This window comes from Amycolatopsis pigmentata (assembly GCF_042684065.1).
GTDB classification, from domain to species: domain Bacteria; phylum Actinomycetota; class Actinomycetes; order Mycobacteriales; family Pseudonocardiaceae; genus Amycolatopsis_E; species Amycolatopsis_E pigmentata.
The window spans coordinates 1017906-1034532 of the sequence record NZ_JBHUKR010000004.1; the positions used below are offsets into that span (position 1 = coordinate 1017906).

Annotated in this window: 14 protein-coding genes and 1 pseudogene; 5 read left to right on the top strand and 10 right to left on the bottom strand. The window is 68.1% G+C overall.

The window, feature by feature from the left end:
* Nucleotides 1-125 precede the first annotated feature (125 nt).
* Nucleotides 126-1451, top strand: coding sequence for an MFS transporter (locus tag ACFSXZ_RS06400; RefSeq protein ID WP_378262218.1), 1326 nt, complete (start codon nucleotides 126-128; stop codon nucleotides 1449-1451).
* Nucleotides 1452-1460: 9 nt separating this feature from the next.
* Here the strand turns inward: ACFSXZ_RS06400 and ACFSXZ_RS06405 are convergent, their stop codons facing one another.
* A complete protein-coding gene (locus ACFSXZ_RS06405) occupies nucleotides 1461-3191 on the bottom strand; it encodes a multicopper oxidase family protein (protein WP_378262220.1) in 1731 nt (576 codons plus the stop codon).
* Nucleotides 3192-3297: 106 nt separating this feature from the next.
* On the bottom strand, nucleotides 3298-3870 hold the full coding sequence (locus ACFSXZ_RS06410; RefSeq protein WP_378262222.1) for a TetR/AcrR family transcriptional regulator: 573 nt from the start codon (nucleotides 3868-3870) through the stop codon (nucleotides 3298-3300).
* 201 nt (nucleotides 3871-4071) lie between these two features.
* On the opposite strand from ACFSXZ_RS06410, the gene ACFSXZ_RS06415 reads away from it, so the two are divergent.
* The 3 genes from ACFSXZ_RS06415 to ACFSXZ_RS06425 are packed head-to-tail and all read left to right on the top strand — an operon-like array spanning nucleotide 4072 to nucleotide 7656.
* Nucleotides 4072-4524 (top strand): (2Fe-2S)-binding protein, encoded by a 453-nt coding sequence (locus tag ACFSXZ_RS06415; RefSeq protein WP_378262224.1) that lies wholly within the window; start codon nucleotides 4072-4074, stop codon nucleotides 4522-4524.
* On the top strand, nucleotides 4511-5482 hold the full coding sequence (locus ACFSXZ_RS06420) for an FAD binding domain-containing protein (RefSeq protein WP_378262226.1): 972 nt from the start codon (nucleotides 4511-4513) through the stop codon (nucleotides 5480-5482). Before ACFSXZ_RS06415 ends, ACFSXZ_RS06420 begins: the two co-directional genes overlap by 14 nt.
* Nucleotides 5482-7656, top strand: coding sequence for a xanthine dehydrogenase family protein molybdopterin-binding subunit (locus ACFSXZ_RS06425; protein WP_378262228.1), 2175 nt, complete (start codon nucleotides 5482-5484; stop codon nucleotides 7654-7656). The genes ACFSXZ_RS06420 and ACFSXZ_RS06425 overlap by 1 nt, the downstream gene beginning before the upstream one ends.
* A 4-nt stretch (nucleotides 7657-7660) precedes the next feature.
* Here ACFSXZ_RS06425 and ACFSXZ_RS06430 read toward each other — a convergent pair whose 3' ends face one another.
* The 3 genes and pseudogenes from ACFSXZ_RS06430 to ACFSXZ_RS06440 form a co-directional block, all read right to left on the bottom strand.
* Nucleotides 7661-8683 (bottom strand): threonine ammonia-lyase, encoded by a 1023-nt coding sequence (locus tag ACFSXZ_RS06430; protein ID WP_378262230.1) that lies wholly within the window; start codon nucleotides 8681-8683, stop codon nucleotides 7661-7663.
* A gap of 250 nt (nucleotides 8684-8933) precedes the next feature.
* Nucleotides 8934-9827, bottom strand: a complete 894-nt coding sequence (locus ACFSXZ_RS06435; protein ID WP_378262232.1) for a hypothetical protein — start codon at nucleotides 9825-9827, stop codon at nucleotides 8934-8936.
* A gap of 213 nt (nucleotides 9828-10040) precedes the next feature.
* Nucleotides 10041-10397, bottom strand: a pseudogene (locus tag ACFSXZ_RS06440) (epoxide hydrolase); the annotation flags it as partial.
* Here ACFSXZ_RS06440 and ACFSXZ_RS06445 point away from each other — a divergent pair.
* Nucleotides 10378-10914, top strand: a complete 537-nt coding sequence (locus ACFSXZ_RS06445; protein WP_378262234.1) for a CGNR zinc finger domain-containing protein — start codon at nucleotides 10378-10380, stop codon at nucleotides 10912-10914. The pseudogene ACFSXZ_RS06440 and the gene ACFSXZ_RS06445 sit on opposite strands and share 20 nt — an antisense overlap.
* A 149-nt stretch (nucleotides 10915-11063) precedes the next feature.
* Here ACFSXZ_RS06445 and ACFSXZ_RS06450 read toward each other — a convergent pair whose 3' ends face one another.
* From ACFSXZ_RS06450 to ACFSXZ_RS06470, 5 genes are all read right to left on the bottom strand, one after another.
* Nucleotides 11064-12308, bottom strand: a complete 1245-nt coding sequence (locus tag ACFSXZ_RS06450) for an HNH endonuclease signature motif containing protein (RefSeq protein WP_378262236.1) — start codon at nucleotides 12306-12308, stop codon at nucleotides 11064-11066.
* A 223-nt stretch (nucleotides 12309-12531) separates the two neighbouring features.
* Nucleotides 12532-13080 carry a cysteine hydrolase family protein gene (locus ACFSXZ_RS06455; protein WP_378262238.1) on the bottom strand — a complete coding sequence of 183 codons (549 nt, stop codon included), beginning with the start codon at nucleotides 13078-13080 and terminating at the stop codon, nucleotides 12532-12534.
* Nucleotides 13081-13083: 3 nt separating this feature from the next.
* Nucleotides 13084-14829 (bottom strand): MFS transporter, encoded by a 1746-nt coding sequence (locus tag ACFSXZ_RS06460; RefSeq protein ID WP_378262240.1) that lies wholly within the window; start codon nucleotides 14827-14829, stop codon nucleotides 13084-13086.
* Complete coding sequence (locus ACFSXZ_RS06465; RefSeq protein ID WP_378262242.1) at nucleotides 14826-15275, bottom strand: MarR family winged helix-turn-helix transcriptional regulator; 450 nt, start codon at nucleotides 15273-15275, stop codon at nucleotides 14826-14828. Before ACFSXZ_RS06465 ends, ACFSXZ_RS06460 begins: the two co-directional genes overlap by 4 nt.
* Before the next feature lie 105 nt (nucleotides 15276-15380).
* A complete protein-coding gene (locus ACFSXZ_RS06470) occupies nucleotides 15381-16598 on the bottom strand; it encodes an erythromycin esterase family protein (protein WP_378262244.1) in 1218 nt (405 codons plus the stop codon).
* Nucleotides 16599-16627: the final 29 nt, after the last annotated feature.

Here is a 16627-nt window from a genome sequence, read left to right on the forward strand (position 1 = left end):
GCCGATCATGACCAATCCGACCACAGCCACGGCGGACACGGGCGACTACCAGCAGATCGGCTGCGAACCGTATCCGCCTACTTTTGGCCGAATCGGTAAAAGTACCAGAGAAAGGGGCGAAACCAATGAAGCTTTCCTCCACCAGGTCCGAAACCGCGACCACCGCGGTGGTGTCACCGAGCGCCGTCCGCGCCTGGGTGGTCACCATCCTGCTGCTCGGATTCATGCTGATCAACTTCGCGGACAAGGCCGTGCTCGGGCTGGCCGCCAAACCGATCATGCACGACCTCGGCCTGTCGGCCAGTGACTACGGCCTGCTCTCCAGTGCCTTCTATTTCCTGTTCAGCATTTCCGCGATCGTCGTCGGGTTCGTGTCGAACCGGGTGCGCACGAAATGGGTGCTGCTGGTGATGGCCGTGATCTGGGCGCTGTCCCAGCTCCCGGTGGCCGGCGCGGCCGGTTTCGGGGTGCTGCTGGCTTCCCGCGTGGTGCTCGGCGCCGCCGAAGGCCCGGCGAACCCGGTCGCCATGCACGCGGCGAGCAAGTGGTTCCCGAACGAGAAACGCAGCCTTCCCAGTGCCGTGCTGAACATGGGCTCCGCGATCGGCGTGACGCTGGGCGCTCCCCTGCTCACCGCGGTGATCGTCGGCTACGGATGGCGGTGGGCGTTCTTCTCGCTGTTCGCCGTCGGCATGGTGTGGGTGCTGGTGTGGGCGTTGCTGGGAAAGGAAGGCACGGTCGCGAGCACGGCGTCGGTCCACGCCGCGGACGCGCCGCTGACCGAGGCGGACGAACCCCGGGTGCCGTACCGCAGGATCCTGCTCAGCGGCACCTGGCTGGGTGGGTTCTTCGCCGGGTTCGCCGCCTATTGGGCACTGACCTTGCTGACCGCGTGGGTCCCGCCGTATCTGGAAACCGCGCTCGGCTACAGCGTCAGCACCACCGGCACGCTGGTGATCCTGCCGTGGGCGGCCCTGGCGGTGTTCAACCTCGGCCAAGGCGCCGTCACCGAATGGCTGATGCGCCGTGGGGTGTCGAGCCGCCTCGCCCGCGGGGTGCTCGGTGGCGTCGCCGTCCTCGTCGCCGGCGCGGCCATGGTGCTGTTCCCGGTCACCGGGAGCCGGACGGTGCAACTCGTGCTGCTCACCATCGCGTTCAGCCTGGGCGGGATCATCTTCGCCATCGCGCTCACCGTGAACGCCGAGATCAGCCCCACCCGTCAACGCGGCGCGGTGCTGTCCATCAGCATCGGCCTCATCACCACCGCCGGGCTCCTCGCGCCCTACCTCACCGGCCGGATCGTCGAAGCCGCGGGCAAGAGCACGGCCGGATACACCCTGGCCTTCACCATCGCCGGTGTGCTGTCCCTCGCCGGCGGTCTGCTGGCCGTGATCTTCATCCGTCCCGAACGCGACGCCCGCAGGCTCGGACTGCGCACCGCGGCCGATTGAGGGAGCCCGTCACGGTTGTCTGACCAACTGGTCCAGGCGTTGAAGGTTCACCACGAACGGCAACTGGAGTTGCGGCGCGGACACCACCGACAACGGTCGCATCATCTCCACCTCTCCCCCGCTCGCCGCACCGTCTTCGTGCGACATGATGTGGCAGTGCCACACCGCGGTGCCGGGGACGGTGTACCGGCCCACCCATACCGTGATCGAGTCCGGTGGTGTGATGAAGGTGTCCTTCGGACCCGACTCGAAGGCGGCCGCGGGTTCGAACGGGCCGATCGTGGACGGGACCGGATTGCCGCCGGCGTCCCACCGTCCGACGTGCCAGCGGCCGACGAGCCGCAGTTCGACGAGATGTTCGTGGATGGGGTGCGCGTCACCGGTGCGGTTCCGGAACGCCCATGCCTCGGTCGTGCCGTACTCCGGCGTCTCGGTCACCGGGTCGGAATAGTCCAGCACCCGGTCGCGGTCACCGAGCTGGGGGGAACCCCGCCCGGCTTCCGCGCCTTGGACGGTGCGCAGTCTGGCCCCGGCGAGCAAGGCGGACGCGGGTGGACTGTTGTTGGTCTCGGCCAACGTCGCGGGCACGCGTGAAGTGTCGGGCGAACTGACCGACGAGCCGACGTCGAACCGCATCACCTGCGAGATACGACCCCCCTCAGGGTCGACACCGTCGGAGAAACGGCCGGGGAACGGAATCGGGGCCGTGTTGGACAAGACCCAGTTCTCCGACTGATGGCCGGTGAAGTCGACCACCAGCTTGTACCGCTCGCCCGGCGCGACGACGAGGTCGGTGACCGGTGCCGGATGAAGCACGTAGCCGTTGTCCCCGGCCACCACCGTCATGCGAGGCGCGTTCGAAGGCCTGCCGCAAACCTGCTTGAACCCGAAGCGGTAGAACCGGGAATCCGACCCGTTGATCAAGGTGAAGGTGTAGCGGCGTGGTTCGACCTGTTGCTTCGGCGCGATGGTTCCGTTGACCACCGGCAGATCACCGAAGAACTGCGGTCGCGTGTGGCCATAGCACAGGGTGAAATCACGGTTGAACGACTTGTCCTGCACGATGAACGTCTTGGCGAAGTCGCCGGACGGAAGGCCGTAGGTCCGCTCCAGCGGGTCGGTGTTGGGAATGTACCCGGCGAGTCCTTCGTAGACATGGTAGGAGGCGTTCATGTCCGGATGGTCGTGGTACCACAGTGGTGACGCGGCCTGGGTGTTCGGGTAGTGCAGGACACGCGAACCTCCCGGCGGGGTCTGCTCCTGCAGCGGCGCCGGGACACCGTCGTCCACCGGAGCCTGCAGCCCGCCGTGACGGTGCAACGTGGTGGTGTTTTCGTTGTCCGGTTGGTCGAAAGGGAAAACCCGGACGCCCGCGGGCGGCAGGGCGTTGACCACCTTGACCGCGGTCGGCGTGCCCTCGCGAGTCACGATCGTCGGACCGAGGTAGTCCATCGGCGCTCCGGGCGCGCTGTACCCGAGGGTTCGCACCGCGGGCCATCCACTGTGGAACGAATGCGCGCCCACATGCGCGGTGAGGGTGTAGTCCCCCCGCTCATCGGGCTCGGCCACCGGCAAGCCGGGCGCGTCGTCGGAAAAGAAGGCCGGGACCGGGGACGGCCCGCACGGCCCGGGTTGCTCCTCGGCGGGCGCCGAACCCGGACCGAGCACGGCGAGCGATCCCAGACCGAGGAGTGCCACGCCGGCCAGCCGGATCGGACGCGGCAGGCGTGCGCTGCCCAACGGAACCCGCCCCCTTTCACCGAGACCGGCCCCATTACGCCAGGCAGGCCGTCACCGGAAGGTCACAGTGACTTCGGGGAGGTGGCCTCGTGGGGAAACCGTGAGGTCAGCGGCCAACCGACATTCCCCGCCACAGCAGGTCGAGCAGTCTCTCGGTCCGGCTTCGCCAGTCGCCGCGGGGGTCGAGGTGGAACAGACCGTACAGGCCACTGAGGAGGGTCTCCGGATCGAGGCCCTCGCGCACGGTCCCGGCTTCGACGTTGGCCTTCAGGAGGCTGGACATCGCGTCCTTCATGGCTTCGTAGGCTTCCGCCGGGAGTTCGCCCTGGCACGCGGTCGCGGCGGCGAGGGCCTTGACCAGGCCCCGCTTGGTCATCATGTAGTGGACCAGGTAGTCGAAGATCCAGATCCGGAAGGCCTCTTCCGGCGCGTGCCGGTCGAGCAGGCTCGGCACGACCTCGACGAGATGCCGCACCTCACGCTGGTAGACCGCCAGGATGAGCGCCGCCGGCGTGGGAAAGTGCCGGTACACCGTGCCGACGCCCACTCCGGCCTCCTTCGCGATCGCGTTGAAGGAGACTTCGTCCGATCCGGTCAGCGACTCGGCGGCCGCGACCAGGATGCGCTCGTGGTTGCGCCGGGTGTCCGCACGGCGGGCACTGACCGACCCCGTCGTCATCGTTCCTCCCGGCCCGTTTCTCTTGCCTGAATTTCGCTTTCCCTGCCTGAATTTACTGCAAACCCCCGGCAGAGCTGGAGCTGCTCCGGGGTGGGATACGTCATTGCGAAGCGGATTGATATCCGCTAGCCTCGGGACCGAGGGGAGCGGATGAATATCCGGTTCCGCTCCTGTTGGGGACCATCTGCGGGAAAGAGACCAGTGGACATCTCACTCGAAGTCAATGGCAGGACGGAGCACCTGGAGATCGAGCCCGGTGTGACCCTGCTCGACGCGCTGCGCGAGCGCCTCGCGATCACCGGCCCGAAGAAGGGCTGCGATCGCGGTCAGTGCGGCGCCTGCACGGTGCACGTCGGCGGGAGGCCGGTGCTCTCGTGCCTCACCCTGGCCGCCACGGTACGGGAAAACGTGACCACGGTGGAGGGACTGGCCGACGGGGACCGGCTGCATCCGGTCCAGCAGGCCTTCGTCGATCAGGACGCCCTCCAGTGCGGGTTCTGCACGCCCGGCCAGATCATGTCGGCGGTCTCCGCCGTGGGGCAGGACGTCGAGGACGTCCGGGAGTTCATGTCCGGCAACCTCTGCCGTTGTTCGGCCTATCCGAACATCGTCGCGGCGATCGAGCAGGCAAGGCAGGCCGATGCGACCGTTTGAACTCACCGCGCCGGCGACCGTCGAGGACGCTCTCGCCTCGCAAGGCACATTCCTGGCCGGCGGCACCACCCTGGTCGACCTGATGAAGCTCGACGTCGCCACGCCGCAACACGTCCTGGACATCAACGGGCTGCCGTTGCGCGGCATCGACACCAGTGACGGGCTTCGGATCGGCGCGCTGGAAAGGATGAGCGACGTCGCCCGGCATCCCGGGGTCTACCCGGTGATCTCGCGAGCGCTGTTGCAGAGCGCCTCCCAGCAGTTGCGGAACATGGCCAGCATCGGCGGAAACCTGTTGCAGCGCACCCGGTGCACGTACTTCCGTGATGTGGCCACGCCGTGCAACAAACGGCTGCCCGGCAGCGGATGCCCGGCTGTTTCGGGAGCGAACCGCAACCACGCCGTGCTGGGGACGAGCGAGCATTGCGTGGCGACGCACGCCAGCGACCTGGCGGTCGCGCTGGTCGCGCTCGACGCGGAGGTCACGCTCGCGAGCGGTGAGGAGGGGGTTCGCACCGTCGCACTGGCCGATTTCTACCGTCAGCCAGGCCGGACCCCCGAGGTGGAGAACGACCTGCGCCCCGGCGAGCTCATCACCGAAGTCCATGTCCCCCGGCTGGACTGGGCCCGGACGTCCACCTACGTCAAGGTGCGGGACCGGCAGTCCTACGAGTTCGCGGTGTCTTCGGCCGCGGTCGCGCTGGACATCGAGGACGAACACGTTGCCGACGCCCGGGTCGCGGTCGGAGGCGTGGCGACCGTGCCCTGGCGGCTCACCGCTGTCGAAGAGGCCCTGCGGGGGAAGCCCGCGATCCAGGAGTCCTTCTCGGAAGCCGCTTCCCTGGCGGCCGAGGGGGCGAAACCGCTGTCGGACAACGGTTTCAAGGTGACCTTGCTGAAGCGGACGGTACTCCGCGCGCTACTCGAACTGACCGACCTCACCAGGGGGAGCCGCTGATGGTCAGCAGGATGGACGGCCGGCTCAAAGTGACCGGCCAGGCCCGCTACGGGCTCGACCGCACCATGCCCGGAATGGTCTACGGCTACGTGGTGCTCAGCACCATCGCCCACGGCGAGATCGCGGCCATGGACGTCACGGCCGCGAAAAGCGCTCGCGGCGTGCTCGGCGTGTATTCGCCCTTCGATCCGTTGGAGTTGAGCACACCGGCCTCGCCCATGATGGGCGAGACGTGGGTTCCCCTCCAGAACCGCGAAGTCGCCTACTACGGTCAGCCGATCGGTTTCGTGGTGGCGGAAACCTTCGAGCAGGCGCGGGACGCGGCGGCGCTCATCGAGGTCACCTACCACCAGCGTCCGGCCCTGACCTCGTTGCGGGACGGGCTGGCCACGGCCGAGGACGCACCGCCCGCCTTCAACGGCTCGCCCCAGACCCTCACGGTCCTCGCCTCCGGCGTCGAGTCCATTGAGGACGCTCTCGCGGCGAGTCCGGTCGTCGTCGAAGCCACCTATGCCACGGCGAGCCAGCATCATGCCGCGATGGAGCCGCATTCCGCGGTCGCCGTGTGGGACGACGAGGGCCTGACTGTCTACAGTGGAAATCAGGCATCCGATCTCCAGGCGGCCGAACTGGCCGGCGCGCTCGGGGAGGATCTCTCGTCGGTGCGTGCGGTGAACCCCTTCGTGGGCGGCGCTTTCGGCGGTAAGGGCCGGACTTCGGCGCCCGCGTTCCTGGCGGCGGCCGCGGCCAGGGCCCTCGGCCGGCCGGTGAAGGCCGCCCTCACCCGGGAACAGGTTTTCACCGCCACCGCGGGCCGCGCCGAGACGATGCAGAAGATCTCCCTCGGCGCGGAACGCGACGGCACCCTGGTCGCGGTCCGGCACGACTCGTGGTGCACCACGGCGGCCGACCGCTCGTTCGTCGAGCCGACCTCGTTCGGCACCTCGCGTGAGTGGTATGCCACCCCGAATCTGGCCATCAGCCAGAAAATGGTGCCACTGCACATCCCGCAGACCACGTTCATGCGCGCGCCGGGCGAGGCGCCCGGTTCGTTCGCGCTGGAGAGCGCGATGGACGAACTCGCGGTCGCGCTCGGGATGGACCCGATCGAACTGCGCCTGCGCAACAACTCGACCGCGCCGCCCGGCAAGGACCTCCAGTGGTCGAGCAAGCATCTCGACGAGTGCTTCCGCATCGGGGCGGCGCAATTCGGCTGGGCGGACCGTTCCCCGCGCGGCCGCACCGACGGTGACTGGCTGGTCGGCATGGGCACCGCCACCGCGATGTTCCCCGCCCTGCGCTTCCCGGCGACGGTCGAGGTCACGTTGCGGGCGGACGACTCGGCCGTGGTCGCGACCAGTGGCGCGGACCCGGGCACGGGCCTGCTGACCGTGCTGTCGCTGATCGGCGCCGAATCGCTTGACATCGCACCGGATCGCGTCACTCCGCGCCTCGGCGACTCCGCGTTCCCGGCCGGGGGCATGTCCGGCGGCTCGACCGCCACGGCGAGCGCGGGTACGGCCATCATGATCGCCGCGACCAAGGTGATCGACGACCTCCAGACCCTGGCGTCGTCTCCCGGCGCGCCCTTCGAGGGAAGGGAGGTCACCTACGCGGACGGTCGCGTGCACGCCGGCGGCCGGGCCATGACGTTCGGCGAACTGCTGCGGGAAATGGACCACTCGTCGATCTCCGCGCGCGGCTCGTCGGCGCCCGGCGAGGAAATGACCAAGCATTCGTTCAGTTCGTTCGGCGCCCAGTTCTGTGAAGTGCGGGTGCACCGGTGGACCCGTGAGGCCCGGGTCTCCCGCATGCTCGGCGTGTTCGACGCCGGGCGCGTCATCAACGAGAAGACCGCTCGCAGCCAGCTCGCCGGCGGCATGATCTGGGGCGTCTCGGCAGCGCTGCACGAGGGGCTGGAACTCGAGGCGAACGGACGGTTCGCGAACGCGGACTTCGCCAATTACCTCATCCCGGTGAACGCGGACATCCCCGAGATCGACGTCCATTTCGTCCAGTACCCGGACACGCTGCACAACGCCGTCGGCGCGAAGGGACTCGGCGAAATCGGAGTGGTCGGGATGGCCGCGGCGATTGCCAACGCGCTCTACAACGCGACCGGCATCCGGGTGCGCCACATCCCCATCCGGATCGAGGACCTCCTGGAGGACTGAGCGGTCAGGAGGTGGCCACTCCCCGGGATGCGGCGGGCCGGGCCGGCTCTGCCGGACGGTCCGGCCCGCCGGCCAGGACCCGGGCGGCGAGCCCCGGCGCGACGTTGCCCCCGGAGAGGATCGCCACCGTGGCCCCTCCGGCGGGCAACGCGGCCCTCCGGTGCACCATCGCCGCCGCGGCGACCGCGCCGGAGGGCTCCACCAGCTGTTTCGCGGCCATCGCGAGCTGACGCAGGGTGTCGGCGATCTCCTCCTCGGAGACCGTGACGATCTCGTCGACCAGCATGCGAATGTGATCCCAAGGCAGTTCACCCAGCCTGTCCGCCCGGAGGCCGTCCGCCATGGTGCGGCCGGTGTCCTCCTCCGGCCAGGCGACGAGCCTGCCGAGGCGGTGGCTTTCGGCCGCGTCGGCGGCGAGTTCCGGCTCCACACCGATGACCCTCACCCCGGGGCGCCGGGCCTTCACCGCCGCCGCGACGCCGCTGATCAGCCCGCCGCCGCTGACCGGCACCAGCACCGTGCCCAAGCCGGGCACCTGATCCAGTAACTCCAGCCCGATCGATCCGTGTCCGGCGATGACCTCGCGCGAGTCGAAGGGGTGGATGACGACCGCACCGGTCCGCTCCCCCAGTTCCTTCGGATGCGTTTCCCGCTTTTCCGGCTCGACGAGGTGCACGGTGGCACCGAGCGCCCGCACCGCTTCCACCTTGACCGCGGGAGCGGTGACCGGCATGACGATGGTGGCCGCCACGCCCAGCGCCTTCGCCGCGTACGCCACCGCCTTGCCGTGGTTACCGCTGGAAAACGCCACCACACCGGCCCGGCGCGCCCGTTTTCCGGCGGCCTTGACGGCGTGCAGGGCGCCCCGGATCTTGAAGGAGCCCAGTAGTTGCGTGTGTTCCGCCTTGAGCAGGAGCGGCGTCCGGGAAGGCAACGCCGAGCAGGGCAGGACCGGTGTTGTCCGGACCACGTCCCGGATTCCGGCGAAGGCGTCCGCGATTTCGGCGGACGTCACCAGATCGACCACGAAGACACAACTCCCCCACAGCTGAATTTCACGCCATTTCGGACGTGAATATGGTGGACCCCAGTTCTTGACAGGAGACGCGAGCTACGACCCCAGTTCGCGTCCCGGGGTCAGGTTAGCAACGGTTCCCGGGACCGACCTTCCCCCGATTGGGTGCTTTTCTTTTTGATGAACGAAAAACCGGGCCGCGCTCGCACGTGCCCAGAAAATCTTTTTCCCGCAAGCTCTTCGAACATTCCGGCGCATCGGCTCACCACGCTCCCGTCTCCATGCCCAGCTGGGCACGCCGGACAGCCTGTTCGGCGGCCTCGGCGAGGTCGTGGCTTCCACGGGTCCTGGCATCGCGGGCGACGGAACGCATCCGTTCCACTTTGTCCGTCCGGGTGGCTTCCGCTCCGTCGTGGACGATTTCCAGACGCTCGGTCGACCACAGCGGGTCCAGGGCCGGGTGCGAACCGAGCGGCGACAGACAGGAGTAGTCCTCGCTCGCCGCGATGAGGCAACGACGGAGCCGCCCCTGCAACGCGAGCGCCGCCGCCGCGAGCGCCGCACCGTGGTAGTGCTCCCAAGGGACCAGCGGGTCGGCCAGTTCCCGGACGTTCGTGTCCAGCACGACGGTGCGGCAACCGGTCCGCCCCGCGACGCGCCTGAGACGCCGCAGCACCATCTCGTAACCCCGGATCGCCCGCCGTTCGTAGTTCACGTAGAGCAGGTCCGTGATCGGACGGTGCCCGGGGTCCGCGCGCAGTTCACCGTCCTTGAAGAGGCTGTAGAAGGAGTCCACCCCGGTGGTGAAGAAAAGCCCGACGCCCTCGGGTTCGTCACGCAACAGCCTGCCCCGCGCCTCCACTCGCACGGGCACCAGCCCGTGCCCCCACGCCCGGTAGACCTCCATCACCGACTTGCTCGCGCGCAGCAGGCGGGGCGATACCGGCGCGTCGAGCACCAGGTCCTCACCCAAGCGCATCGCCGGCATCAACAAGGCCGCGAGAAACGCGTCTCCACGCTCCGGAAGCCAGTCCGGTTCGCCACCGCGCAGGATGAAGTGCAGCATTCGCCCCACGGGTCTCGCTTCGGTGCGCACGGTCGCGGACAGGCGCCAGCCACTGGCGGCGCGGTCTCGTGCCACCTGCTCGACGATCACTGCACGGGCACCTCCATCCCGCATTTCCCGGACAGGGCGTCCTTCACGACGTCGTGGCGCGAACAGAGCGGTCATTACCGGCGATTCTTCAGGATAACGAGAAGAAGCTCAGAATAGCGCTCCGATGCGGGGAGTCAAACCGGCGCGATCGGTGATTTCCTGGTGATGATCCACGGCGATTCGCCACCGTGCCGGCAAGGTCGCGTGCCGCGTTCACCGAGGAGCGGCCAGCACTGCCGCGAGGCCCTCGCGCAGATCTTCGACGAAATACCCGGGAACCTCCAGCGACGGGAAATGTCCCCCGATTTCCGGTGACCCCCATCGGACGATCCGCCGGTACCGCTCCCGCGCCCAGGCGCGCGGGCACTTCTCGATGTCACGGGGATACATCGTGATGGCCGACGGTACGTCGACGCGAAGTCCGGGATCGAGCGAATTGTGACTTTCGGAGTAAATGCGAGCCGACGACGCGCCGGTCCGCGTCAGCCAATACAGCGTGACGTCGTCCAGAACGCGGTCCCGGGAAATCGTCTCGAACGGACTGTCTTCGGTGTCCGACCACTCGGCGGCCGTCGAGCGCATTCCCACGCCACAGCGACTCGTCGACTGGCTGGCCGTGAACGGCCTCGCCGTGGACTCCTGCACTCCCGCCCAACTCGACCTCGCTCGGGAACTGAGGGAATCCATTCACGCCGCCGCGACAGCGACCGCGATCCAGGACGCGCTCCCCGCGTCTGCTGTCCAAGTCATCAACAAGTGCAGCATTGAGGGCCGGGCCGCGGCTGTCCTGACGCCCGAGGGCGATCGGCGATGGCGGCTCAGCTCGGCTTCCTGCGTGGAAGACGCCCTCAGCGTGATCGCCGCCGACGCGATCAGCATCATCGCGGGCGAACGAGACGGAAAACTGGCCTTGTGCGCATCACCCACCTGCCGAGCCGCCTTCTTCGACACCAGCCAAAGCCGCACCCGCAAATGGTGTGACATGAACACGTGCGGGAACCGTCAGAAGAAGGCGCGCTTCAATGCCAATCAGCGCAAGAACGCCAGTTCAGCGTTTGGCTCTGCCCAGGATTTGGTTGACACCTGACGTGTGCCCGGCGACGCGGCGACATCGCGCACAGAGCGCCCTTCCACCAGATCAAGCGCACGTCGCCGGAACCCGGACATGCGCGTGATGCGACGGTTGCCCGTGATCGAATTTGTGCTTTTGTAGTGAGGACCGTCTATGGGTGCGGTTTATGCGCGCATGGCATGTAAGGTGTTGCGCCGTGGTCTGCGTTCGGGATCCACATAGGACGGTGGAAGGTACTCCGGAAGTCCTTGCCTGATGCGGACTTCCCACTCCGAATGATGGATCACCTGATGATGGCGGGCACAGATCAGGACGAGGTTGTCCAGCGCTGTCGGGCCGCCCCACGCCCAGTGTCGCACGTGGTGCGCCTGGCACCACTTGGCCTTCTTCGCGCACGCCGGAAATGAACAACCGCGATCCCTGCGGATCAGCGCCCGGCGGATAGCACGAGGGACGACTCGGGTGGCGCGTCCGATGTCGAGAATCTCGCTCTTCGAGCCGAGTACCACGGGCACCACGGCGGCGTCGCAGGCGATGCGGCGGATCTGGGCGGCGGAGAGGTTCCAGTAGCCATCCACCAGCCCGTGCCCGATCCCTGACTTCAACTCCTCCAACGTCACGCTCACCATCAAGGTGGCCGGTTCCCCCGCCTCACTCGGCGTGCTTTCACACTGGGCGGCGAGGGTGAGGATGTCGCGGAACGCATCGCCGTAACGTTCACTGCGCGAACGTCGATCGGGCTCGTCTTCTGTGGGCTGTGGCGCGGTGTGCGGGGAGAGCAGGGTGGTGAGGAGTGCTCCGGTTTCGGTGTCGAGGTCGAACCGGCCCAGCACGCGGCCGTCCCGGGTCTCCTGCACATCCAGTCGCCGCTGCGGACGCAGTAGGTCCTTGTCTTTCGGCTCGTCGCCGTCGGGATCCAGACGCAGCGCGATCTCCTCGCCGAGTCGTTTGACGTGGGACGGTTCGCTGGTGATGGCGGCCTCGCACAGGATCTTTTCCGCGATCGCCCGGTCTTCGGGGGAGGCGGTGTCCGGCAGGCCGGTGACGGCCTTGCGGATCGCCTCCACATGTCCAGGCGAGATCACCCCGTCGCCCACGGCATCGGCCACCACCGGAAGCTGCGGGCCGATGCGGGCCCCGGTGGGCGTCACCGAACCACATAACGCCTCGGCGTGGGCGACGATCCGCTGCGCCTCGGGGGAACTGAGGTTGAACATATCCCGCAGCAGTGCGGACGTCTCGATATGCACACCCCGGCTCGTCGCGATACCCCGCGACTCGATTTCGGCCACCAGGACAAGCTCGTCTCGATACCGCTGACGACGCCGGATCTCCACTTCCCGCAACGCATCCAGCACCGCCGTGTCACTCAGCGAGGACACGTGCTCAGGAGTCAATGCGGCGGCCATGCGCCCAGTCTACCCGCATATCGAACACATGTTTATACACGTTCGGGTGAGCTTCAACGGAACGAAAGGACCATTCGCTCGCGGAGGCGACCTCGGCAAGATCGAGTTGCCGAGCGGGAAGCAAAGGATCTTGGTGGTGGCGTGAGAGTGTGTTGGGAGGGGACTCTCAGCGAAGACCGCTCGCCGCGCGCGAACCCCACAGCCCGAATCGAATGCGGCTACCTCAGAGTTTTTCGATCCAGGTGTCGATGGTGATGACGTCGGCCTGCCGGGGAAAGACCTTTTCGACGAGCACCCGGTGCACCTCCTCGTCCTGATCGAGGCAGCCGTCGGACAGGACGGTGATGCCGAAGTCCAGGTCGGCGGCCTGGCGCAGGGTGGACAGGACCACGCCGCTGGTGGAGATCCCGGTCAGCACCAGGGTGTCCACGTCGGCCGCGCGCAGTACGACGTCCAGATCGCTTCCGGTGAAAGCGCTTACCCGGCGCTTGGTGACCACGATTTCGCCGGGTTCGGGCGCGACCTCTGGCGCGATTTCGAGAGCGTCGGCGGTGAAGCCGCCGTACTGCGCGACAGCGGCGAAGGCCTTGTTGCGGCTGCTGACTTCGGGATAATTTTCGCGGAAGCCGACGCGCACGAAGATCACCGGGAGGTCGGCGGCGCGGGCGGCGTCGATCGCGCGGCGCAGGTGGGGCAGGTAGCCGGAATCCTCTCCGAATCGTCCTACGATGCCGTTTTGGATGTCCATCACGAGCAGGGCGGTGCCGGCCATGGGTCAGTATTCCCCTCTCCGGCCCTGGGCCGGCGTTGTCGGATCGGCGACGATCGCCACTGGCGCGGTCTCGGCGCCGGTTTCCGATGTGGACATTCTGGGGCCGCGTGCCAGCGAGGCCACGGCGGCGAGAAGCGTCATGATCGTGGCGGCGGTGAACACGGTGAAGAGTCCGTTGTGGACCGGTCCGGAGACCAGTTCCGGGAAGAATCTGCCGCCGGTGAGCACGTCGACGTTGTGCTGTGACAGGGTGCGCAGCACGCCGCCGCCCAGCAGGTGCGCGATCGGGTTGTCGCCGAGGAAGGCCGCGAACAGCGTGCTCACCGGAGGCAACGCGGCCACGCTGGTCGCCGTGGCCAGCGGTACGCCCTGGGCGTGCAATCCGGTGGCGAGGGTGCCCGGCAGCGTCCCGGCGAGGCCCGCGATCATCAGCGAGAAGAAGATCCCGATGGACAGCGAAGTCCCCGAGTTCTGGAAGGTGGACCGCATCCCGGACGCCACCCCGCGTTCGGCGGCGGGCACGCTGCCCATGATCGCGGAGGTGTTCGGCGCGGCGAACATGCCCTGGCCGATACCGGAGGCCACCAGCAGGCCCGCGAACGCCGGGTAGGAGAAGTCGACGGGCAGGGTGACCAGGCCGACGAACGCGCAGGCGACGATGACCAGGCCACCGGTGGCGAACAGCCGCGCCCCGAACCGGTCGGACAGGTACCCGGAGATCGGTCCGGCGAGCAGGAAACCCCCCGTCAGCGGCAACATGCAGATCCCGGCCCACAGTGGCGTGTCTTCGTAGGCGAACCCGTGCAGGGGCAGCCAGATCCCCTGCAACCAGATGATCAGCATGAACTGCATGCCGCCCCGGGCGACGGCGAGCAGCAGCGCCGCCATGTTCCCGGCGGCGAACGCGCGGATGCGGAACAGCCCCAGCCGGAACATCGGCGCGGCCACCCTGGTTTCCGCGACGCAGAACACGATCAGCAGCAGCACACCGAGCGCGAGCCCACCGAGCACTCGCGGGCTGGCCCAGCCCGTCGCATTGCCGCCATAAGGCTGGATGCCGTAGGTGATCGCGGCCAGGAGCAGTCCGGTACCCGCGGTGAACGTCGTGGTGCCGACCCAGTCGATGCGGGCCGGGCGCCGCACACCGACGTCACGAAGGCTGCGGTAGGACCAGAACGTGCCGACCACGCCGATCGGCACGCTCACCCAGAACACCGCGTGCCAGTCGACCGCGGCCAGCAACCCGCCGGCGAGCAGGCCGAGGAACTGACCGGCCAGCGCGGTGATCTGGTTGATGCCCAGGGCCATTCCGCGCTGCCGTGCCGGGAACGCGTCGGTCAGGATGGCCGCCGAGTTCCCGGTCAGCATCGCGCCGCCGAACGCCTGGACCACCCGCCATCCGATCAGCCACAGCGCGCCCGGCCCGCCCATGAACGGATCGAGGGACAACGCCAATGATGCCAGCGCGAAGATCGCGAATCCCGCGTTGTACATGCGGACGCGGCCGAACATGTCCCCGAGCCGGCCCAGCGCGACCACCAGGACCGCGGAAACCAGGAGATAGCCCAGAATCATCCACAGCAGGTAACCGATGTTGCCGGGCGCCAAGGGATCCAGGCCGATGCCGCGGAAGATCGCCGGCATCGAGATGATCACGATCGAGCCGTCGATGGTCGCGATCAGCACCCCGAGTGTGGTGTTCGACAGCGCGATCCACTTGTAACGCCCGGCGGCGTCCTCACCGCTCACAACCGCTCCGCCAGCCGGTCCAGGAGGGACATGACGGCCAGCAACTCGCCCCGTTCGGCGTCGGTGAACTCCTCGTCCAGCGCGCGGGCCAGCCGCTGGACGGTCGCCGAGCGGCGGTCCCTGACCACCGCCCGGCCGGCCTCGGTCGGCACGACGAGCACCCGCCGCCGGTCGTCCGGGTCCGGCGTGCGCTCCACCATTCCCCGCCGTTCCAGCGCGGCCAGTGTCACGGCCATCGCCTGCGGGCGCACTCGCTCGCTTTCGGCGAGCAGGCCCGGCGGAAGCGGACTCTCCCGGTCGAGCCGGGACAACACGGAAACCTCCGACAGCGTCAACTCCCCCACCTCGTGCGCCTGGCGCAACCGGCGCGCGACGCGTCCTATCGCGACCTTCAGCTGGCCCGCCAGTTGGGCGGACTCTCGAGACGGCACCTTGACCACAGTCACGATAGTTACCATAGACTTATCAAGACACTTTAATCAACTTGCCGTAACTAATTGCGCGATCTTGCCGTCCGGGCCCAGGGTGCCGAGTCTGGCGTATCGCGGGCGCTACCAGTACTGATGCCGTTCGCCGTCGGTGTCGGCGATGAAGATGACGGCGTCCGCGCCGTCCAGGTCGGCGGGATCGAACGGGAGATGGCCGCGCACGATGGGTTCGCCGGTACCGATCGACGGGGGAAGCGCGGCACGCAGGGCCGGTGCCGGGAACAGGGTGCGGCGGGTCGTCGCCGCGGCCAACGCGTGCTGGAAAGTACCCGGTTCGCTGTCCGGACTGGCGTCGCTTGCCACGAACACGTAACGCTCGCCGAGGGTCAGTGCCACGAGCGCGCCGGCGCTCCCCCAGCTCGCTTCGTCCTCACCGACGGTCAAGCGAGACCGTCCACGCTGGAGGTGCACGTTGTGCGCGAACACCAGGCCCGGTCCGCGCTGGTGCTCCCGCGTGACGATCGCGAGCAGGTTGTCGGCCATCATCTCGGCGCGCACGCTGAGCAGGGTCGCGATGCGATCGGGCCCGGCACTGGCCATGGCGGCGTGGTAGCGCAACAGACTCCGCGCGGTGCGCGCGGAGGCGACGGCGTGGTCGTAGCCCTCCGGGTCGGCGGGACGCAGTCCGGGCGCCGCGCGGCGCAGCACACTGGTGAGATCGTCGGCGACGATACGCAGGGCACGAGCGCGCTCGGAGTCGCCGACGGATGCCGCCGGATCGAACGCGGCCGCCTGGTTCGTCCATTCCCGGTCATCGCCGAGCAGCGCGTCGAGGTCGCGAACCGATTCGGGCCGCAGCGTGGCGGGCAGGTAGTCGTTGACCGAGAACAGCGCTCGTCGGGGGCTGGGCGCACTGTAGTTCTCGGTCGGCGCGTCGAAACCGTAGAAGCGAACCCGGTCTTGCGGTTCACGGTCGGCGTTGTACTCCCGGAGCCATTCGACGAGTTCACGGTTTCCCGGCACAGCGCCGAATCCGTGACTGAACCCTGTTGCGAGTACCGTGTCGACCTCCGCCGGGGCCCCGGCCACGTAGTCGTCGACAACGGAGGCGGCGAAGAAATCGGTCTCCAACGCGATCGACCGGTACCCGCGTTCGACGAGGTGAGCCAGGATTTCGTTGCGCAGCAACGGGAACGCCTCGATTCCGTGAGTCGGTTCACCGAGGGCGAGCAGGACGGACGGCTCGGTCCGCGTGGTGAGCAACTCGTCGAGGGCACGGCCCAGGCTCGCCGGGTCGTCGAGTGGGCGGCCGATTCCCGGCAGTGCCGCGGCAGTGGACATGAACACTCCCTTTCCGTAAGGAACTGACC